The sequence below is a fragment of the Paraglaciecola marina genome (genome assembly GCF_004360155.1).
GTDB lineage: Bacteria > Pseudomonadota > Gammaproteobacteria > Enterobacterales > Alteromonadaceae > Paraglaciecola > Paraglaciecola marina.
In genome coordinates, this window is sequence record NZ_SAIS01000007.1 from 247,412 (window position 1) to 268,212 (window position 20,801).

The following is a 20,801-nucleotide window of genomic DNA, read 5'->3' on the forward strand; positions in this document are numbered from 1 at the left end:
ATGCTTCTATCTGATATCTCGGTTAAACGTCCGGTTTTCGCATCTGTTGTTAATTTAGTTTTAGTGGTGTTTGGTATTGTAGCTATAACTTTTTTAAGTTTAAGAGAGTATCCTGACGTTGATCCACCTATTGTTTCTATTAATACTAATTATACTGGCGCCTCATCTTCAATCGTTGAAACTCGTATTACGCAACTATTAGAAGATAGAATTAGTGGGATCGAAGGGATCAAAAGCATAACTTCTACTAGTAGTAACGGTCGTTCTCAAATTAGCATCGAATTTAACCTTTCTAGAGACATTGATGCGGCATCAAATGATGTGAGAGAGCGTGTAAGTAGAGCTTTGAACAACTTACCTGATCAGGCAGATCCTCCTGAAGTTTCTAAATCTACCTCTGATGATGATGTAATCGTTTGGTATAACCTGCGTAGTGATAATTTGTCTGTGATGGAGCTTACTGATTATGCCGACCGTTTCATAGTTGACCGTTTATCGGTTGCAGAGGGGGTAGCTAGGGTACGTCTTGGTGGTGGGCGAAGTTATGCGATGAAAGTTTGGCTTGATCGCAATGCTATGGCGGCACGGCAAATCACTGTAACTGATGTTGAAAATGTTATTCGCTCCGAAAATGTTGAGTTACCTGCAGGGGAAATCGAATCAATTAATCGGGACTTTGAAGTTCGTGTGGCACGTAGTTTTTTAACCCCTGAAGACTTTGCCAATTTAACTGTTAAAGCCAGTGCTGATGGCTACTTAGTTAAATTAGGTGAAATAGCGAGAGTAGAGTTGGGCGCTGATGACGACGAAACTGAATTTCGTGGTGATGGTGTCAATATGATTGGCTTAGGGATCATTAAGCAGTCTAAAGCTAATACTCTTGAGGTGGCTCGAGAAGCTAAAAAAGCCATTCAAGAAATTGAAGAAACCCTACCAGATAATATTTTTATTGTGCCGAGTTATGATTCATCAGTATTTATCGAAGCCTCTATAAATGAAGTATATGAAACCCTTGCCATTGCCATGTTAATGGTGGTGTTGATTATTTATATATTCTTAGGGAACGTAAGAGCAACCTTAATACCAGCAGTAACTGTCCCCGTATCTTTAGTGGCGGCGTTTATTGTGATGTATGCTCTAGGGTTTTCAATAAATTTACTAACCTTATTAGCGCTAGTTCTGGGTATTGGACTGGTTGTTGATGACGCTATCGTTGTACTTGAAAACATTTCAAGAAGAATAGAGTTAGGTGAACCGCCTATTTTAGCTGCTTACAGAGGCGCTAGAGAAGTAGGCTTTGCGGTTATTGCGACCACTCTAGTACTAATTGCCGTGTTTGTTCCTTTAGTGTTTTTACAAGGTAACGTCGGGCGGTTGTTTACGGAATTCGCCTTAGCTATCGCTGCGGCTGTGGCATTTTCCAGTGTCACAGCATTAACCCTTTCTCCTATGATGTGCTCTCTATTACTTAAAAAACGCCAAAAGCAGAGTGGTTTTTCACACTGGGTAGATCGTAAGTTTAGCCGTGTCGAAAAAGGTTATTACGATGGCTTAGGCATCACCATCCATCAGCCATGGTTAATGGTTTTATTGGTTGTTTTTAGTATTGTTGCTTTATTTAAGCTTAGCCAAATTTTACCAGGGGAGTTTGTACCTAAAGAAGATAGAGGTAATTTTTTTATCCGTGTGCAAACTGCTGAAGGCTCCAGCTTTGAAAGAAACTCCGCCAATATGAAAAAGATAGAAGAGATTTTGATGGAGTATTCTGCAAGTGGCGAAGTTGATAGGGTTTTAGTACGTACACCTGGGTTTGGTGGTACGGCTGGGGTGGGGGTTGTAGGTATGCCCTTTGATAGAGAAAGAAAACGCTCAACCTTTGAAGTTATGAATGAAATGAGTAAGAGGTTAGCTGGTATTCCTGATGTTCGTGCTTTTGCTATTATGCGAAGTGGTATTGGTGGTGGCGGTTTAAATAGGCCTGTTCAGTTTGTACTGCAAGGCAATACCTATGAAGACTTAGTTCGTTGGCGAGATATTGTATTAGAGAAAGCTCGTGCTAACCCTAACTTAATTCGAGTGGACTCAGATTACAAAGAAACCTGGCCACAATTGTTAGTCAATATAGACAAAGACAGAGCTGCTGACCTTGGTGTATCTATCAGTGATATTGGACGGACCTTAGAAACTATGTTGGGTCAAAGGCGTGTTTCAACATATTTAGATAAAGGTCAAGAGTATGATGTTATCATGGAAGGTGAAAAGTCTGACTATCGTAGCCCGCAAAGTATCGAAAATATCTATGTGCGCTCTTCACAGAGTAATCAGTTAATACCATTAGATAATTTGCTTTCTGTAAGTGAAAGGGCTACTTCTGCAAGGTTAAATCGCTACAACCGTATGCGCAGTATTACTATTAGTGCAAACTTAGCTGAAGGGTATACAGTGGGTGAAGCACTCGATTACTTAAATGGCATTGTTGATACTGAAATCTCAGATCCTGTCTCTATTGATTACAAAGGTGAGTCTCAGCTTTATCAGGAGTCTGGTAATTCTATACTGTTTATATTTGCTTTGGCATTAGTCGTCACATATTTGATTTTGGCGGCTCAGTTTGAAAGCTGGATCCACCCTTTAGTCATAATGTTAACGGTTCCAGTAGCTCTAGTTGGCGCATTTGTTGGTTTATATTTGTTTAATATGACGCTAAATATCTATAGTCAAATAGGTTTAGTCATGTTGATTGGGCTAGCGGCTAAAAATGGTATTTTAATAGTTGAATTTGCTAATCAGTTAAGAGATTCAGGGGTAGAGTTTGAGAAAGCATTGAGAACCGCCGCCTCACAAAGACTAAGACCTATAGTCATGACAGGTTTTACTACTGTATTTAGTTCTTTACCTTTGGTTTTAGCAACAGGTGCAGGAGCTGAAAGTCGCACGGTTATTGGGGTTGTAATATGTGCTGGTGTGTTAGTGTCGGCATTTTTAACCTTGTATATTGTGCCTACGGCTTATTATCTATTAGCTAAAAATACTGGTTCACCAGGTTTACGAGCGAATACTATCGTTCAGCTTGAAAAGGAAATCCCGTATCGTAAAGGTGAGTTAGATTAGTAAGACGCCTGCTTTTGTTAGTTACAAAAGCAGGCTTTCTATTGTGAAACAAAATCCTAAAAGTAAGAAAAACCAAACTATAAGAGCTGTAGTGTTGGTCCTAGTTAATAACTTTAGCCGAGCAGTAAAGAAAGCTTGGTTAGTAGATTTAGAAGATAATAAATAAAAGCAACATGCAATACTAACAGTGCAAATAAAGCCACTAAGATTCCACCAAAACCAAAAAATTTGTGGTTGATATAGCCAAAGGTAGATATTGCTCAACACTCCAATAATCAACCCTGTATTGACCTGTTTAGCGGTAATCCCCGTAGTACAAATACCTAATAAGAATGTAGCTAAAATTGGTCCGTAACAAACTGATCCAATCTTGTTTATAGCTTCAATAATAGTGGGAGCGATATCTCCCGCATAAAAAGATAAGGTAAGGGTGACTGCCCCCCAAAACACACCCGCAAACTTTGCTACTTTTATTGATGTTTCTGAAGACAACGTTTTACCTGTGATACGGCAGTAATCCTCAACACTAACAGCTGATAAACTATTAATAGCAGAGCTCAAAGAAGACATAGCTGCTGCTAATATTGCCACTAGCAGTAAACCTAAAATACCATTCGGTAAATAGTTAATTATAAATATCGGCATCATCCAATCTGGGTGTTCTGCTGGGATCTGCTCTATAAACTCTGGAGTAGTTAATGCCAGAGTACCTATTATTAATCCGGCTAGACAATAGATCATGGTTATTGGAAAACGTAAAAAACTAGCTGTCATGATTATCTTTTTAAGATCGCCTAGGCTTTTAGCTGCTAGCGAACGCTGTGCTTCTGATTGGTCGCATCCATAATAAGAGGCATATAAAACGATACCACCAAAAATCATCGGCAATAAGCCAAAACCTTCACCATCAAAACCATTTGAATTTAGGTTGAGAGTTGTAAGCCTTTGTGTATTAACAAGTTCAGTAAAACTTGACCAGCCTCCAATGTGGTAAAGCCCAAAACCTAAACATATAACCGCCCCTGCAACAATGAGTACCATTTGAATGGCATCGCCATAGACAACGGCTTTCATACCACCTTGCAGTGAGTAGATAAGAGTGATAACTCCAATCAGTAAGACACTTTGCCAAAATGCTAGACCCATGGTGCTTTGAAGAATAATAGAAATAGCGTAAATCATAATCGCAGTAGCAAAAGACCGGCTAATTTGAAATACAATACTAATAAGTACTCTAGAGGAGTGATCAAAGCGGTTTTCTAAAAAGTCATATACAGTAATAACGCCAGAACGATATAGGGTTGGTAGAATAAAGTACAGCAGAGCTAACATGGCTAAGGGCAGTGCTAGCTCGTAAGACAACCATATTAAACCTCCACCTTCTCGCAGTCCTACAAAAGCTGGGGCGGAAATAAAACTCACCGCAGAAAGCTGAGTCGCCATTATTGATAGGGATAAGGGTTTCCAACCTAACTGATGGTTAGCTAAAAAGTAATCTTCTGTATTTCTCTGCTTTCTAAATGAAAAGCCCATCACTAAAAGCCCAGCTAGGTAAATAGCGATGATCGTATAATCTAGAATATTCATTAAAAACTACTTTGCTAACTAATATATTGATTTACCTTACAAAAAATAGCATACAAAAAAAAGCCCCAGCAATTGCTGAGGCTCATTTAAATAATGTTTTAGCTTACTCGTCTAAGAAACTTTTAAGCTGCTCAGAACGGCTAGGGTGACGTAATTTACGTAATGCTTTAGCTTCTATCTGACGAATACGTTCACGTGTAACATCAAACTGCTTACCTACTTCTTCTAAAGTATGGTCAGTGTTCATGTCGATACCAAAACGCATTCTTAGTACTTTTGCTTCACGAGCTGTAAGACCAGCTAATACCTCTTGAGTGGCATCTTTTAAGCTACCACCAGTGGCTGAATCTAGAGGTTGAACAATAGTGCTATCCTCTATGAAATCACCTAAGTGTGAATCTTCATCGTCACCAATTGGGGTTTCCATTGAAATAGGCTCTTTAGCTATTTTCAATACCTTACGAACTTTATCTTCAGGCATTAACATACGTTCAGATAGCTCTTCAGGTGATGGTTCACGTCCCATTTCTTGTAACATTTGACGAGAAATTCGATTTAATTTATTAATCGTTTCGATCATATGTACAGGAATACGGATAGTACGTGCTTGGTCAGCAATTGAACGGGTAATAGCCTGACGTATCCACCATGTCGCATAAGTTGAGAACTTATAACCACGACGGTATTCAAACTTATCTACCGCTTTCATTAAACCGATATTACCTTCTTGGATTAGATCTAAGAATTGTAAGCCACGGTTTGTATATTTTTTCGCAATTGAGATAACTAAACGTAAGTTAGCTTCAACCATTTCTTTTTTCGCTCGGCGAGCTTTTGCTTCACCAATAGACATGCGACGGTTGATATCTTTGATATCAGCAATGATCAATCCGGTTTCTTCTTCTACCGCATTCATTTTGCTAATTGCACGCTCAAGTTCTTCTTGGTGTGCTCGCATCTCTTCTGCATAAGGTAGTGCAGAGTCCAGAATTTCAAATAACCAATCAGTAGAGGTTTCGTTGCCAGAAAACGCTTTGATGAAATCTTTCTTCGGCATTTTTGCAGTAATAACACAGTGTTTCATCACTATGCGCTCTTGCACACGAATTCGGTTCATCATGCCACGCATGTTTTTAACCATGCGGTCAAATTGCTTAGGCGTAAGTCTAAATTCTTTAAATACTTCGCTTAATTCATTAATTTGAACACGAGATTCCTTATGAGAGCGGCCTTTAGCTGCAATTATATCTCGTACTTTTTCGTATTGAATGCGAAGTGCTGTGAATTTTTCACGAGCTAGTTCAGGATCTGGCCCTGTATCTTCTTCTTCCTCGTCTTCATCGTCTTCATCGCCATCTTCGTCTTCTAATTCTTCTTCAGATAACTCTGAACCAACGTGAGTTGCTGTAGGTGCAACATCTTGTTCATTTGGATCAACAAACCCTATGATGATGTCACTAAGACGAATTTCTTCAGCTTCAAATAAGTCCCATTGATCTAGCAAATGAGTGATGGCTTCAGGATACTCAGCAACTGAGCACTGAACTTGATTGATGCCTTCTTCAATACGTTTGGCGATAACGATTTCGCCTTCACGGGTCAATAGTTCAACGGTTCCCATTTCACGCATGTACATGCGAACTGGATCTGTTGTACGACCTATTTCACTTTCAACTGTGGCCAATGCGGCAGCTGCGGCTTCTGCAGCTTCTTCATCAGTATCACTTTCTTGCATTAAAAGTTCGTCTGAATCAGGAGCTGTTTCGAATACCTTAATCCCCATATCGTTGATCATGCGGATAATGTCTTCAATCTGATCAGAATCTACAATGTCTTGAGGGAGGTGGTCGTTAACTTCCGCGAAAGTCAAATAGCCCTGTTCTTTACCTTTAGCAATGAGGAGTTTTATCTGCGACTGCTTGCTTTGCACCATATAACTTACACTTCTCGAATTTGAATGAATATTTATAGAAACCCTCTAGGAGAGGATTTTTACTGTACCTTGTTGCATTTACCCAGTAATAGTTACTTCAGTACTGCGGACTTAGCGAATTCACCAGTATAGCAGACTCACTATGCATACGGCTATATGTTGGGTCATTTTTGTTCTTTTACAAGTAGGTTTAACTCTTGTTTTTCGTCTTCGCTTAATTTGCTTACCCTAGACTTTGAAAATAGCTCATCCATTCTACTTTGAAGGTGCCAATCTAAAAGCTTAGAAAAACTATCTTCAAATACTTTTTGTTGATTTTGTTCTGCATATTCCCAAGCTAATAACTTAGGTAAATGAGGACCTTGAGGGTGCTCTCTAAAATATTCTAGTACGTTGGCTGTTTTAGCATTTGGATTGGCTATGCAATATTGATAAAGCTCAATTAATAGATCTAGACCAGGTATATTTACGGAAGATAATACTGATGGGTCTGCTGCTGGTGATGCAGCGGCTAAGCTGGGCTCATCAAGCAGTAATCGCAACATCATTCTAACAGGAGATATCGTACTTTTGTTAAGCTTATTAAAGTCTAACTTTTGAGGCCCTTTATGTTGATTAGCCTTGGCTATATCACGCTCTAATCTGTGTTTGTTTTGATCGCCCATGTAATTGCTTAGATCAGACATCAATATATCTCGAATATTGTCGCCTGCAATTTGTTCAATTAATGGGGTCGCCTCTGTTTTTAAAGCGGCTTTACCTTCATGGCTACCCACATGGTGCCTTTTTAGCAAATTATCAAAGAAAAATTTAGATAAGGGTACTGCATCTGTTTTGAGCTTATCTTCAAATGCGTCTTTACCTATTTGACGTACCAAGGTATCTGGGTCTTCGCCATCTGGTAAAAACAAAAACTTCATTTCAACGCCGTCTTTCAAATAGGGAAGGGCACTTTCTAAGGCTCTCCAAGCTGCTTCTCGACCTGCGCGGTCACCGTCGTAACAACAAATAACTTCGCTAGTTGCTCGAAATAACATTTGAATATGTTCTGCTGTAGTGGCTGTGCCTAAAGATGCAACAGCATAGTCAATTCCAAATTGTCCTAGTGCGACAACATCCATGTAACCTTCAACAATAATGACTTTTGCTAGGTTACGATGTGCTTGCTTCGCTTGATAAAAACCATATAGTTCATGGCCTTTGTGGAATATTCGAGTTTCAGGAGAGTTTAGGTATTTGGGGCCACCGTCGTCTAGTACTCTGCCTCCAAAGCCTATGACACGGCCACGTTTATCACGTATTGGAAACATTATACGGTCACGAAAAAAGTCGAATCTGCGTCGATTGTCGTTTTCGGTAATCAGTTTTAAATCGAGTAGTTGTTGTTGGTACTCTGGGTTAATTCCAAACGTTTTGAGTATTGAATCCCACTCTGGAGGGGCATAGCCCATATCGAAAGCTTTGACTACTTCTCCGCTTAGGCCGCGGTTTTTCAAATAATCTACAGCTTTATTTTTTTCGGGATGGCTTTTAAGTTGCTGAGAAAAGTATTTTGCGACCTTTTCCATTAGCTCATAATCATTTTCCCTCTGCTGCTTCTGTGCGGCACTTGGGGCAGGTGAGCTGCCTTTTTCTCGTGGTACTTCAATACTGTGATACTGGGCTAGTTCTTCTATTGCTTCAGGAAATTCTAAGCGGTCAAATTCCATTAAAAAAGTAATGACATTACCGTGAGCACCACACCCAAAACAGTGATAGAACTGCTTATCTTGGCTAACTGTAAAAGAGGGGCTCTTTTCATTATGAAATGGGCAGCAAGCTTGATGATTACGGCCGGCTTTCTTCAGGGATACCCGACTATCAATAATCTCTACTATGTCCGTGCGAGCAATAATATCATCTATAAACTCACGAGGAATACGACCAGACATGGGACCTTCTTAATTCATTAAACAGTTGAATATAATGCCATAGAGCTTTAGAAACTGAGACAATATTTATAGGTATAAATAAAAAAACCGCAAAAAATGCGGTTTCTTGGAATATGTTGTTAGATTGCTAGAGGTTAGACATTAAGCTTAGCTTTAATTTTGCCGCTTAGCTGTCCCATATCTGCTTTACCTTGGACTTTGGGTTTCAACCAAGACATGACTTTACCCATATCCTGCATACCTGATGCACCTGACTCCGTCATTGCTTGAACAATTAAAGCGTCAAGTTCTGCTTCGTTGAGAGCCTTGGGTAAAAAGTCTTGTAAAATTGCAATCTCTGCTAGTTCTATATCAAGTAAATCTTGACGACCGGCAGTTTCATATTGACTGGCTGCATCTTTTCGTTGTTTTACCATTTTGATCAATATCGCAAGCACACCATCATCATTAAGGGCTACATAATTTGGATCAGTGCGGCCATCAATTTCATGCTGTTTAATGCCAGCTAAAGCCATACGAACAGTACCAAGACGAATTTTGTCTTTGGCGCGCATTGCTTCTTTTTGTGCATTTTTTAAATCATCTAATAAAGACATGGAATGACTCAATGAAAATGAATGTATGGTAAAACGACTAAAAGCGCGTTAAAGAACGCGCTTTAGAAGAGACTTAGTACAATCTGATGCGACGAGCGTTTTCGCGAGATAACTTCTTCAAAAGACGTTTCTTAGCAGCAGCTTTTTTACGCTTACGTTCCCAAGTAGGTTTTTCAAAAAATTCGCGACGACGAACTTCAGAAAGTACACCTGCTTTTTCACATGAACGTTTAAAACGACGCAATGCAACATCAAAAGGTTCGTTCTCTCTAACTTTAACGATTGGCATTAAAATCTCACCTCAAAAAATAATATAAACTTTATCGGACCAGCGTAATTATTAGCCAGCTCGGTTAAAAATGGTGCGGAATTCTAATCATATCCACAGCTTTTGTAAAGCCTTAGGTTGGCAAAAAGATAAATTATTCAAACAAATCCCACATTAAATTGGCGCTTTTGGTCGCAATCAGTAAAATGCCAGCAAATTATACGTTACTTACTCATAAAATATGCGCGTTTTAGGAATTGAAACTTCTTGCGATGAGACCGGTGTTGCCATCTATGATGAGCATCAAGGGTTATTGTCTCATCAATTATACAGCCAAGTAAAATTACATGCAGATTATGGCGGTGTGGTGCCCGAGTTAGCCTCAAGAGATCATGTACGTAAACTAGTGCCATTAATTAAGGAAGCACTAAAGGAAGCTGATTGTACCGAGGAAGACCTAGATGGTATTGCTTTTACCAAAGGCCCTGGATTAGTGGGGGCATTATTAGTTGGTTCTTCCGTTGCTCGCAGTTTAGCTTATGCTTGGGGCTTACCAGCTGTTGGTGTTCATCATATGGAAGGTCACTTGCTAGCTCCTATGTTAGACGAACCTATACCAGAGTATCCTTTTATAGCCTTGTTGGTGTCCGGTGGGCACTCTATGATGGTTAAGGTTGGAGGTATTGGTGATTATTTAGTCTTAGGTGAATCAGTGGATGATGCTGCAGGTGAAGCCTTTGACAAGACCGCTAAATTATTAGGGCTAGATTACCCCGGAGGGCCATTATTGGCCAAGTTAGCTGAAAAAGGTGAATCGGGGCATTATGCTTTTCCACGCCCAATGACCACTAAACCTGGCTTAGATTTTAGTTTCAGCGGTTTGAAAACGTTTACGGCCAACACTATTCGAGATTCAGACGGTTCAGCGCAATCTAAAGCGAATATTGCCTATGCTTTCCAAGAGGCGGTGGTGGATACTCTAGCTATTAAATGTAAGCGAGCATTAAAGCAAACAGGTATTAAACGATTAGTGATTGCTGGGGGCGTTAGTGCTAATACACAGTTACGCCAGCAATTAGCAACAATGATGAAAAATATAAAAGGTGAAGTGTTTTATCCGAGATTAGAGTTTTGTACGGATAATGGTGCAATGATTGCCTATGCTGGTTTGCAACGACTAAAGTCTGGTGAATCAGAAGGGCTATCAACTAAAGCAAAACCTCGTTGGTCGCTAGAAGAGCTTCCAAAAATTTAATTAAATGGAAAGGTTATTATAGCTGGTTTTACTTGGTTAAGTTTTATCCTCCAAAACATACAACAGGATGTTTCGTAAGTCCTAATTTTGCAATCTAGAGTGTCGATTTAATTGATAAATTTGAGGAGAGATTGTGCCACTAGGAAACCGTATTAGTTATCCAGAGTCTGTGATTGAATTAAACCGGCAAATATATTCAACAAATAAACAAGCTAATTCACTTTATCAACAAGCAGCAATTTATTTTGCAACTATTGATGAATACAAGAGTTTGGTGAAGGACTTAGAAGAGCGAATTGAGCAAAAACAAGGTCAATTAATCACAGTTTCGGGTAAAGATAAGGCCAGATTAAGTGAAAGCATAAGCATTTTAATTCAGCGCTTAAAGAAGGTTGTTGCTAAACATGAAAGTGAGCGTTTACTTCGATTGGATAGTGCTGTTGAAGTGTGTATTAAGCTGCTTGATATGACTGAGAGTCATAACTTTGAGGGGACTCAACTTAAAAGTGCCAAATTTCTTGGGACTATGTTGTTACTCTCTCCTGGACGAGGCAAAAAGTTATCTGAATTACACCAACGTTTAAAACCTGCATATAAAACTATTTTAAGTTTGCGCTTACTGGATAAGCTAGTTCAAGATGGCAGTATTAAGAGCGCACATATTAGAGATGCGTATGACGCTGAAACACGATATGAAAAGCATGAGCGTATAAATACCCCTTACTTTCGTGGCGTGTTATTACCCATCATGCTAGTGGCCTTGTTTCAAGATGTTGGTTTTCAACACCCAGATGTCATTGCGATCATGAAAGGAGGTGGTAGCCTAGATGAATTTCGCCCATTACAGCCCGAAGAGCGTAATCTGATGTTGAAATTAGGTTATAAATACGCAATTGATTACGCTGTAAATGGCTTAGGTTGTCAAAAATTCCAAGGCGATTCAAAAGTAGAAAGGGAGCGTTTTGACAACGCTGAAAAAGTACGCTTGAAGTTTCAAATAGGTTTTTTAAAAGATGTTGTAAATCCTGCGATTGGCATTGGAGATATAGTTAAAATACCTCAAGTTTATACATCAGTGGTTTTATCTACAAAGCGAGACTTCATAAAAAAAGACTTACCGAAAGCATCTAAAATAATTGCACAGTTAGCGCTAAATACCTCGGTTAATCAAAAAGCAGCGGATGCTTTTATAAGTATTGTTGGGCATTTCCCGCAAGGTTATGGTGTGACGCTAATCCCCAAAAATTTACAAGGCGTAGAATTGAATAATTATGAATATGCCGTTGTCACTCGATTAAACCCAGAAAACCCGGATGAGCCTATTTGCAAAGTTGTAACCCGAAATTTAACTTACATAACTTCGGGAGCTACCACGAGTATTAAAAAGGACTGTAATTTACATTTTAATAGAGCTCGTAATAAGCTTTCAAAAATAGATAGCGCTCGCCTAAAAACTATTATGCAGGCATTGTCCTATTCATTTAAAGTCGACGATATAGAGAGTTTAATTCCTTCTCTTTGGGAGCCATACGAATATTTTTCAGATAGAAAAAACCAAAATTTATGGACAAAGTAATATAGTGTTGAGGCGGTAGCAGTAGGTTAGTTGATTAAATATTTTTATTTTGTTGGCTTTTTGATTTTTATTTTACTTTCTTGTCCTTGTATTAACCTTACAATATTATCCTTATGACGAAGTACAATTAATGCGCTTAAAATTCCTACAGGAATGGCGAAATCCGGTTTGATTAACATTGTCAAGAATGGTGCAATGCAAACTGATACTATCGCTGCTAGAGATGAATATTTAGTTAAATATATTACTATTCCCCAAGTTACAATAATCAGTGCAGCTAAGTCTAAACCCAAGGGCAATATCGCACCAAAGGCTGTGGCTACTGCTTTTCCTCCAGAGAAATTAAAAAAAAGTGGAAACATATGTCCTAGGCAAGCAAACACCGCTATAAAAGCTAGGTATATAGGCTCAATACCAAGTAGATAACTAACGTATACTGGTAACGTACCCTTTAAAATATCAAATATCAGCACTAAACTAGCCGGCAGTTTCCCCCCAATCCTCAGTATATTGGTAGCTCCTGGATTACCAGACCCTAGGTTTCTTGGATCTCCTAGTTCGAATAGTTGGCTTACTAAAATGGCACTGGAAATTGATCCTAGTAGATAGGCCGATGCAAACATTAATATAGTTAACGCTGTCATGTACTTGTATGAAATAAATAAGTTACAATCTGTGAAGAATATAACAATCTCCCAAAAAATACAGCGCGGATCATCAATGGATAAAATTCATATCGAAGGGCTTGAGGTCTTATCGCTTATAGGTGTATACGATTGGGAAAGGCAATATCAGCAAAGACTCATTGTAGATGTGGTGCTAAATGTAGATTTGGCTAAAGCGGCAGAGAGTGATGATGTTACTTTTACACTCAATTATGCAGAGGTTGCCCAAGGCTTAAGTGAATTTGCTGCAAAAAGTGAATTTAAGTTAATTGAAGCCTTAGCCAGCAATATGGTTGATTGGCTCTTAATTACATTTCCAGTTTTACAGAAAGTACAGCTTAAATTGAGTAAGCCCGATATTTTAGCTACAGCTAATAATGTTGCAGTGGAGTTTTCAAGAGAGAAGTTCCATTGAGTAGTCATTTAAAAGATGTTCATGATATTTTCATCAGTATCGGAAGTAATGTTGACAAGGAATCAAACACAAAGGCTGGATTGGATAGTTTATTCGAAACCTTTGGGGAGCTGGTTATGTCGGCAGTGTATGAAAGTGAATCTGTGGGGTTTAAAGGCAGTAACTTCTATAACTTAGTGGTCAAAGCAGAGACATCTTTATCTATAAATGAGGTGTGTAGTGCTCTGAAAAGTATCGAAAAAGATCATGGCCGCAAACGTGGCGAACAAAAGTTTTCTCCTAGAACTCTAGACTTAGATTTATTACTTTACGACCAAGTTATTTTAGAGCAACCTATTGAATTACCTCGTCCAGAGGTATTGTATAATGCATTTGTATTAAAGCCATTGGCTGAAATTTCAGCAGAGGTTTTACACCCTATCGCAAATAAAACTTATGCCGAGCTCTGGCATGATTATGATAAAAGCCTGCAGCGGTTGTGGGCAATTAACTTTGAATGGAGTCCAACCAAATTATGACTATATTTGAAATAATCATTTTAGCGATTATTCAAGGTATTACTGAGTTTCTTCCTATTTCTAGTTCGGGGCATTTGATACTGCCCTCGTTACTGCTTGATTGGAAAAATCAAGGTTTAGCATTTGATGTCGCAGTGCATGTGGGAAGTCTTTTGGCTGTAGTCGCCTATTTTCGTGAAGATATTCTACGGATGATCATTGCTTGGACAACAAAAGGATTCTCAAGTCAACAATCGTCAGATAGTAAGTTAGCTTGGTGGATTATTACAGCTACCTTGCCAGCTGTTGTTTTTGGATATTTTCTTAAACCATTTATCGCTGAGTATGCACGCTCTGCTTTAGTTATAGCTTGTACAACGATTGGTTTTGGCTTGTTATTATGGGTAGCTGATAGACGTGCAACCTTATCTAAAAATTTAACAGATATTAATTTTAAGTCAGCATTGATTATTGGATTTTCGCAGGTGTTAGCTATGATCCCTGGTACATCAAGATCTGGGATTACGATGACCGCTGGTTTAATGTTAGGGCTCGATAGAGATAGCTGTGCGAGGTTTTCTTTTTTACTGTCTATTCCAACTATATTAGGGGCTGGGTTACTCGTAACATACGACCTAGTAAAGGCTAATGAAGCTGTAGACTGGTTAGCTATGGGGTTAGGCGCGGCATTCTCATTCGTGAGTGCGTATGCTTGTATTTATTTGTTTTTGGCTTGGATTTCCAAGTTAGGAATGACTCCTTTTGTGATTTACAGGTTGTTGTTAGGTATTGTTTTACTAGGCGTTGTTTTTGTCGGAGGTTAAGATATGAGTGACACAATTTTTACTAAAATTATTAATAAAGAAATTCCAGCTGAGATCCTTTATGAAGATGAGCTAGCACTGGCTTTTAATGATATTAATCCACAGGCTCCAATTCACTTTTTAGTGATTCCCAAAAAAACAATAATTACCATCAATGATATTGAATCAGAAGATAAGGCCTTAGTTGGTCATTTATATTGGGTAGCGGCTCAGATTGCCAGAGATAAAGGCTTTGCAGATGATGGTTACCGGGCTGTAATGAACTGTAATGAAAATGGTGGGCAAACTGTTTATCACATTCATTTGCATGTACTAGCTGGCAAACCTTTAGGTTGGCCTCCGTATCAAGATAGATTGAAAACAGTTTAACCTTTTTTAGAAAATAGCAGCTAAAAGCTGCTATTTTTTTATTTCAAATTTAAAGCCCTAATACTTTAACGCCCTGTTCAAAGTGGATATCTACAGGAATATCAGCAGCTGTTAGTTTGTCTAAGTCTTGTTGCAGTACTGATTTAACCGTACCCATTTCAGAGACTAGTTCAGCAACCGCTGTGTAGTCGCCATCACCTTGTAAAGTTAGTATTTTGTTTGACAAGGCATTGATCGCTTTTGACATATTTTGCATGTCGACCTTATAAAGTCCATTTTCATTGCGGCTAAATGCCTGATGCTCTTTGAAAAAGTTAAATCGGATCATATTGGCTTTGCCGTGGGCACTAGAAGCTCCAAAACGAACTGAACGAAATATGCTTGCCATGAAGGTAACATAGTAATCTTTCAGTACACCTTCAGTAATAGCCCCTTTAGCTAATAACTGTTCAACCATATAAAGGCCTAAAATATCTGCTTTCCCTTCTTCTAAAGCAGATGCGTGTTCTTTTAAAGCTTGTCTAACCGTTTGGTCGCTACCCAATACCGATTTTACTCCCAATCCATGAGCCACCTCGTGAAACATTGTATTAGCAAAGAAGGCGTCAAAGGTAATGTTACTGCGTTGCTCTGGCGCGATTAGCTGTTCAGATATAGGCACTAAAATATGGTCGAACTTTGCTTGCATAGCATTTTTAAGTTGTAGCCTGCGGGTGCCTTTTTGTAATTGTACTTGTTCATCATTGGGTAGGTTTATTGCGATGGTCTTGCTGCCTGCATTGGAATGACCAGCATAATAGATAACATCGTACGCATTAAGGTCTGCATCTGATCCCGGAATTTCAGCTTTATATTTTGCAGAGACAGGTAAGCCTTTTTGTAATTCTGGTAGGAAGGCTGCATATTTACTTAGCTTTTTACTCCATGACAAATCTTTTAATAATACATAGGCTTCAAAAGCGGCGCGGTATCCAAATAGCTGATCTTCATAGGTTTCAATAGGCCCATATACCAACTCGATAGAATTAGACTTCATATCCATCCAAGCTAGGTCAGATACTTGGTATTCATTACTTAATAGTGCCTCAGCTCTTAGTTGTAAGTAATTAGAGAAACTTTTATCGTCAGCTAGTTTGGCAGCCTTCTTTAGTAAAAGTGCAGCTTGTTGCAACTCCTTGGAAAAGTACTCAGAATAAGGAATAGCGACTAAATCACCATTGATATCTCGGCGAACCATAGAATATAGCCCCTTTTGATCGGTAAATTTAGCTTCTGCAAACTCTTTTTTACTCATATCCTTTGGATAAAACTCTGCTCCTAGTGATTTTTCTAAAGTGTTGCTCAAAAATGGTGTATCACCATTGAGTCGGTCCCATGGGCCGTAATTTATGCGGCTAAACTCTTTGACTTCAGGCGCCAGTATATTGTTTAAAAAGGTATCTTTGTTTTCCCCATATGCTTGTTGCCAAAATAAGTTGTCCATAATTTCTGCAGCATCAATCAGCACGACTAACATATCTTTTTGATTCTTACTGAGATGACTGGTATCAGCCTTTAACTTTACTGGGTAGTATATGTTCAAACGTGCTTCTTGTTCGGCAAGTAAAGTGTATGGTGTTGTTTGTGTAGGCTGTTTTAACGTTTTATTTTGGTGGCTACAAGCAAACAATAAGCTTGAAATAACTCCAATTGTGGCAATAGAAATATATGATTTTGAAAGATTTTTCATTGGTTCACCCTGTTTCTCTCATTGTTTTTATTGATTTAGATCGCTTTACCTTAAATATAACAAATTTTTAGCTTTTAAAGTGTGTATCACGGCTAGATAGCTTTAAAAAATATGCTAGCATTTGGGAAACTGAAATATGTAATTATTGAACATAAATGAACTGCAAATTAAGCTGTTTAATTGTGGTAGCAGTCTGCAGGTAAAAAGGCTACTTACTAACTGGTAAGTGGTTGAGTATTTGTTAACACACATAATGTGTAATAAAGGAAAATATATGGCTACAGAAAATGCTTTACTGACAATATTGGCTGATAAAATCAATAACGATACCTTGGTTCTCCCAACTTTACCTGCAATAGCATTAAAAGTAAGGCGAGCTGCAGATGATCCTGAAATTAACCTTAATGCAATGGCCGATGTCATAGCCCAAGATCCTTCTTTAAGTGCACGTATGATTAAAATTTCAAATAGTGCATATTTGGGGCGTGCGGTAAAAGTTATCTCTACACAACAAGCTGTTACTCGTATTGGATTACGCCAAATTAAAAATATTTCAACCGCTCTCGCCATGGAACAGCTTTTTGTTTCAAAGAATCCAATAGTAAAAGAACATATGGAAGCAGCATGGGACAGTACAGTGGAGGTGGTCGCTAATTCTTTAGCTGTATTGCAAGTTCATGTAAAGAAAACAAAAAATAGAACTCTAAATATTGACTCCGTAATGCTGGCTGCTTTAGTACACAATATAGGTATATTACCTATATTGACAGAGGCTGAGCGTCATACCGAAGTGTTTGCTAGCCCTACATTTTTAGAGGTTGCCATTAAAAAGTTGTCAGGGAGAATAGGCGCCAGCATAATGAAAGAGTGGGGATTCGAGCCGGAGTTTGTAGAAGTGGCTGAATCTTGGGAAAATATGTCAGTTCAGTATGATGGGATCTCTTACTTAGACATAGTACGTTTAGGTGCTGCTTTTTGTGGCAAGTTTGAAGAAAATAAGGAAGTTGCATTTAAAGCTGCCATAGAAAAAGGGGTAATAGACAATTTATCTGAATTATTGACGGATGATTTTGAAGAGTACAAGGCTAGTGCTAAGCTAATTTTCGAATAATATTATTGAGTTAGGTGCAGACTGTTTTTATATTCTGCACCTATTCTTGTAGGTCAATTATTCATTTTCATTTAAGGGAAAAATTTCTTTTAACCTATTTGTAAAGCGTACGACTTCTCCCGACATTAACGCAAAATTTGCATCCATTCGAGCTAACATTTGGTCTTTAGGAATATCATCATTTTGCTCACGTACCACATCGCTGAACTTTAGTCGTTTAATACTCAAGTCTTCTTGTATTATTGCACTAAAGGTTTCATCCCATTCAATGGCAATTTTTTGGACTGATTTTCCGGCTTCTAAATGCTGGGTAATTTCATCACTGTATAAATCTTGATTTTTACAACGAACTATTGCGCCATCTTCTTCAAGGGCTTTTAATTCGGCTTCTTCTAATATATTTATATCGCTTGGAGCTTTATCTTCACTAAGCCATGAAGTGAGCTCTGCTTGAACGGATTGTCTGGCTAGCGGCATAACAGGAAGTGACCCTAACGCTTTGCGCAACATTGCTAAAAATGCCTCTGCTTTGCCATCAGCTGACGCATCAACAACTACTAATTTTTCAGCTATCGATACAAAGCCATGTGTAAAGCTATTTTTTGTGAAAGCCTGTGGGAGTAAGCGGTGAATAATTTCTTGCTTCATGTCCTGTTGAGCTTTTTTGCCAACAGGCGAACCGGTTTCGGCTTCGACTATTGCAACTTTATCTGCTAATTCGGCATTAACAACAGCTGCCGGTAAGATTCGCTCCTGTTTTTTCAAGGTTAGCCACACTCTACCTGCAGCTGCGTGAAGTAAACTTTCTCCTTGATTGAAAGGTGAAGCCCATCCCATAGTCGCTAAATCTTGGCTGCCACAAGGTCGAAATTTAAACTCACCTAGTTTGTCTTCAATGTCCTGCTCTTGAAAGTCCATGTCTTGTGTTATTGCATAAAGCTTTAGGTTTTTAAACCACATAAAGTAACCACTATTTGATTAAACATCTAAGAGTAAGATGTAAGTAAAAAAGGGCGTAGAGACTAACAGGAATTTTAGTCATGCGCCAAGGGATTTGGGTATTTTCAGAATGATAAGCTATTCAAAAATACTTACATTGGAATGGATATTTTGTAATGCAGACCTTCTCCTAGTTCACTAGATGCCTGAATTTTACCCTTTAAAGTTTGCGTGACTAGGTTGTACATAATATGAGTACCTAATCCACTGCCTCCTTCACCCCTCTTAGTTGTAAAAAATGCATCGAAATGCTGTTCTAAAGTTATTTTATCTAAGCCTTTTCCATCATCAGAATAATTTATCAATAGATTGTTATCTTGTTGCGTAATATTTATGTCTATTGAACCTTTAGGTTTATTTTCAAAACCATGGATAAGAGAGTTCATAATCATATTCGTGAGTATTTGTGCAAGTACTCCAGGGGCACATTTTATGGTTAGGTCGTCTGGGCAATTCACATCAATTGTATGTTGGGTTTTTTTAATGCTGGGTGCTAAAGATTGGATAATTTCAATCAGGTATTCACTAACATTAATTTCCCTTTCTGCTTCACTAGTTTGATCTACTGCTACTTGTTTAAAGCTTGAAATTAAATCAGATGCTCTATTTAAGTTATTTGTTAATAAGGTAATAGTTTGTTGTGCTTCTGATAAAAAAGACGACATGGTACTACCAGTGAGTTTTTTATCTTCATAGGCCACTTTTAGTTTATCAACTCTATCTTGTAAGAAACTAGTGGCTGTTACGCCCACACCTAGCGGAGTGTTTACATCATGTGCTATCCCTGCCACTAAGCCACCTAATGATGCCATTTTTGCAGACTCTACTAATTGATCTTTTGCAAGTTGAATAGTTTCCATAGATGTGGCGAGTTCGGAGTTTCTTTTACGAAGCTCGTCTTCAATAAACTGTCTATTCTCGTTTTCTTGTCTTAGCTCTCTTTGGTTGATTAACAATTCGTCTTTTTGTTGTTCAAGGTCGAGCATGATCTTACTTAACGTTGCGGTCTTTTTAGCCACATCTTCTTCTAAGGAAATATTTTGATCATCGAGTCGTCTGTTGGCTTGTCGTAACTCGTTTTGGGTCCCTGCTAATTTAGATTGATAATCTATAACTTCATCGATTAACTTGTTGTATGAGGTTTCTAAGACTTTCAATTCGTTATCTTCATTGATACTTAGATCAAGCTTAGATGAGTTAGGATCATTCAAATTAAAGTCAGTGATCTGTTGGGTTAATTCATTTAGTGGATTAGTTAACATAGTGCGAAATGCACTCATGAACAAAAATACCAGAAATGCAGTTTTAACTATGGCGTTGCCAAGTAGAAAAAATATACCGACTTCAATACGGCCAAAAATAATATCTGAACTTGAATATAAAGTGACATCTCCTACTAAAGAAGTTCTACCAGAAAACTCAAATATAAGGGGGAAACTATAGCCAAAAGTGCCGCCAGAATGGTCCCTCACTACACCTTTAGTAATCGATTCATTACTTAGTTCTGAGGTACGTCCAAGGTTTGAAATATAGTTGCCGTTTTCATCTCTGATTTGCACCCCTTCGACTATAGGTAATTCCATTAAACCCACCGCAATCGATTTAGCTTGGGGGGTATTTAACTCCCATATAGCTCGAGTTAGACTCGTGCTAAATGTATTTTTAAGCGTTTGGAGTTCGCTTTCAATATGACTTTTGGCATTTAGGTACTCAGTAACGATTTGTCCTGCAGTTACTATCAAGGTTAATACGAAATACACTGATAATACTCTTGTTAACAGCTTTTTAGATAACCCCTGTTTGGCACTAGTCATTTAAATTTTTATTCCTTAAAATCTTTTGGCGAATAAAGAATATGCGGAATTAAAAGAATAAACAAGCCGTCCTACAACCTGATGTAAAGGTTATGCAGATCTTATCTTTTGTATTCTCTTG

General features: G+C 38.4%; 17 protein-coding genes. 8 read left to right on the forward strand and 9 right to left on the reverse strand.

All coding sequences use genetic code 11. From position 1 onward, the window contains the following. Positions 1-3,111, forward strand: a complete 3,111-nt coding sequence (locus EOK74_RS11945) for an efflux RND transporter permease subunit (protein WP_133470231.1) — start codon at positions 1-3, stop codon at positions 3,109-3,111. A 21-nt stretch (positions 3,112-3,132) separates the two neighbouring features. Here EOK74_RS11945 and EOK74_RS11950 read toward each other — a convergent pair whose 3' ends face one another. The 5 genes from EOK74_RS11950 to rpsU all read right to left on the reverse strand — a co-directional run bounded on the left by EOK74_RS11950 (position 3,133) and on the right by rpsU (position 9,447). Beyond that, positions 3,133-4,698 (reverse strand): sodium:solute symporter family transporter, encoded by a 1,566-nt coding sequence (locus EOK74_RS11950; protein WP_133470232.1) that lies wholly within the window; start codon positions 4,696-4,698, stop codon positions 3,133-3,135. A 103-nt stretch (positions 4,699-4,801) separates the two neighbouring features. Further along, positions 4,802-6,661, reverse strand: a complete 1,860-nt coding sequence (gene rpoD, locus EOK74_RS11955) for an RNA polymerase sigma factor RpoD (RefSeq protein WP_275404714.1) — start codon at positions 6,659-6,661, stop codon at positions 4,802-4,804. 134 nt (positions 6,662-6,795) lie between these two features. Then, a complete protein-coding gene (gene dnaG / locus EOK74_RS11960; protein ID WP_133470234.1) occupies positions 6,796-8,562 on the reverse strand; it encodes a DNA primase in 1,767 nt (588 codons plus the stop codon). Positions 8,563-8,696: 134 nt separating this feature from the next. Continuing rightward, a complete protein-coding gene (locus EOK74_RS11965) occupies positions 8,697-9,158 on the reverse strand; it encodes a GatB/YqeY domain-containing protein (RefSeq protein WP_133470235.1) in 462 nt (153 codons plus the stop codon). A gap of 73 nt (positions 9,159-9,231) precedes the next feature. Continuing rightward, entirely contained in the window at positions 9,232-9,447 is a 216-nt protein-coding gene (gene rpsU / locus EOK74_RS11970; protein ID WP_006991319.1) for a 30S ribosomal protein S21, read from the reverse strand. Between the two features lie 220 nt (positions 9,448-9,667). Here rpsU and tsaD point away from each other — a divergent pair, with 220 nt between their 5' ends. Together tsaD and EOK74_RS11980 are read left to right on the forward strand one after the other, a co-directional pair. Beyond that, complete coding sequence (gene tsaD / locus EOK74_RS11975) at positions 9,668-10,681, forward strand: tRNA (adenosine(37)-N6)-threonylcarbamoyltransferase complex transferase subunit TsaD (RefSeq protein ID WP_133470236.1); 1,014 nt, start codon at positions 9,668-9,670, stop codon at positions 10,679-10,681. A 133-nt stretch (positions 10,682-10,814) separates the two neighbouring features. After that, positions 10,815-12,257, forward strand: a complete 1,443-nt coding sequence (locus EOK74_RS11980) for a hypothetical protein (protein ID WP_239024102.1) — start codon at positions 10,815-10,817, stop codon at positions 12,255-12,257. A gap of 44 nt (positions 12,258-12,301) precedes the next feature. On the opposite strand, the gene plsY is transcribed toward EOK74_RS11980, so the two are convergent. Further along, on the reverse strand, positions 12,302-12,901 hold the full coding sequence (gene plsY / locus EOK74_RS11985) for a glycerol-3-phosphate 1-O-acyltransferase PlsY (protein ID WP_133470237.1): 600 nt from the start codon (positions 12,899-12,901) through the stop codon (positions 12,302-12,304). 76 nt (positions 12,902-12,977) lie between these two features. Between plsY and folB the strand changes: the two genes are divergently transcribed. From folB to EOK74_RS12005, 4 genes are read left to right on the forward strand one after another with little or no spacing between them, the layout of a single operon-like run. Further along, positions 12,978-13,337, forward strand: a complete 360-nt coding sequence (folB, locus tag EOK74_RS11990; protein ID WP_133470238.1) for a dihydroneopterin aldolase — start codon at positions 12,978-12,980, stop codon at positions 13,335-13,337. Then, positions 13,334-13,855 (forward strand): 2-amino-4-hydroxy-6-hydroxymethyldihydropteridine diphosphokinase, encoded by a 522-nt coding sequence (gene folK / locus EOK74_RS11995; RefSeq protein WP_133470239.1) that lies wholly within the window; start codon positions 13,334-13,336, stop codon positions 13,853-13,855. Before folB ends, folK begins: the two co-directional genes overlap by 4 nt. Next, positions 13,852-14,658: an undecaprenyl-diphosphate phosphatase gene (locus tag EOK74_RS12000; RefSeq protein WP_133470240.1), complete on the forward strand. Its 807-nt coding sequence runs from the start codon at positions 13,852-13,854 to the stop codon at positions 14,656-14,658. Before folK ends, EOK74_RS12000 begins: the two co-directional genes overlap by 4 nt. A 3-nt stretch (positions 14,659-14,661) precedes the next feature. Next, positions 14,662-15,027, forward strand: coding sequence for a histidine triad nucleotide-binding protein (locus EOK74_RS12005; RefSeq protein WP_133470241.1), 366 nt, complete (start codon positions 14,662-14,664; stop codon positions 15,025-15,027). Between the two features lie 49 nt (positions 15,028-15,076). On the opposite strand, the gene EOK74_RS12010 is transcribed toward EOK74_RS12005, so the two are convergent. Further along, positions 15,077-16,756 carry a dipeptidyl-peptidase 3 family protein gene (locus EOK74_RS12010; protein WP_133470242.1) on the reverse strand — a complete coding sequence of 560 codons (1,680 nt, stop codon included), beginning with the start codon at positions 16,754-16,756 and terminating at the stop codon, positions 15,077-15,079. Positions 16,757-17,030: 274 nt separating this feature from the next. Here EOK74_RS12010 and EOK74_RS12015 point away from each other — a divergent pair, with 274 nt between their 5' ends. Next, on the forward strand, positions 17,031-17,867 hold the full coding sequence (locus EOK74_RS12015) for an HDOD domain-containing protein (protein ID WP_133470243.1): 837 nt from the start codon (positions 17,031-17,033) through the stop codon (positions 17,865-17,867). Between the two features lie 57 nt (positions 17,868-17,924). Here EOK74_RS12015 and rdgC read toward each other — a convergent pair whose 3' ends face one another. Further along, on the reverse strand, positions 17,925-18,827 hold the full coding sequence (gene rdgC, locus EOK74_RS12020; RefSeq protein WP_133470244.1) for a recombination-associated protein RdgC: 903 nt from the start codon (positions 18,825-18,827) through the stop codon (positions 17,925-17,927). A 131-nt stretch (positions 18,828-18,958) separates the two neighbouring features. Then, positions 18,959-20,680 (reverse strand): sensor histidine kinase, encoded by a 1,722-nt coding sequence (locus tag EOK74_RS12025; RefSeq protein ID WP_133470245.1) that lies wholly within the window; start codon positions 20,678-20,680, stop codon positions 18,959-18,961. Positions 20,681-20,801: the final 121 nt, after the last annotated feature.

Coding starts and splice junctions, on each gene's coding strand:
- EOK74_RS11945 (WP_133470231.1), top strand. CDS start 1: ATGCTTCTATCTGATATCTCGGTTAAACGTCCGGTTTTCGCATCTGTT.
- EOK74_RS11950 (WP_133470232.1), bottom strand. CDS start 4,698: ATGAATATTCTAGATTATACGATCATCGCTATTTACCTAGCTGGGCTT.
- dnaG (WP_133470234.1), bottom strand. CDS start 8,562: ATGTCTGGTCGTATTCCTCGTGAGTTTATAGATGATATTATTGCTCGC.
- EOK74_RS11965 (WP_133470235.1), bottom strand. CDS start 9,158: ATGTCTTTATTAGATGATTTAAAAAATGCACAAAAAGAAGCAATGCGC.
- rpsU (WP_006991319.1), bottom strand. CDS start 9,447: ATGCCAATCGTTAAAGTTAGAGAGAACGAACCTTTTGATGTTGCATTG.
- tsaD (WP_133470236.1), top strand. CDS start 9,668: ATGCGCGTTTTAGGAATTGAAACTTCTTGCGATGAGACCGGTGTTGCC.
- plsY (WP_133470237.1), bottom strand. CDS start 12,901: ATGACAGCGTTAACTATATTAATGTTTGCATCGGCCTATCTACTAGGA.
- folB (WP_133470238.1), top strand. CDS start 12,978: ATGGATAAAATTCATATCGAAGGGCTTGAGGTCTTATCGCTTATAGGT.
- EOK74_RS12000 (WP_133470240.1), top strand. CDS start 13,852: ATGACTATATTTGAAATAATCATTTTAGCGATTATTCAAGGTATTACT.
- EOK74_RS12005 (WP_133470241.1), top strand. CDS start 14,662: ATGAGTGACACAATTTTTACTAAAATTATTAATAAAGAAATTCCAGCT.
- EOK74_RS12010 (WP_133470242.1), bottom strand. CDS start 16,756: ATGAAAAATCTTTCAAAATCATATATTTCTATTGCCACAATTGGAGTT.
- EOK74_RS12015 (WP_133470243.1), top strand. CDS start 17,031: ATGGCTACAGAAAATGCTTTACTGACAATATTGGCTGATAAAATCAAT.
- rdgC (WP_133470244.1), bottom strand. CDS start 18,827: ATGTGGTTTAAAAACCTAAAGCTTTATGCAATAACACAAGACATGGAC.
- EOK74_RS12025 (WP_133470245.1), bottom strand. CDS start 20,680: ATGACTAGTGCCAAACAGGGGTTATCTAAAAAGCTGTTAACAAGAGTA.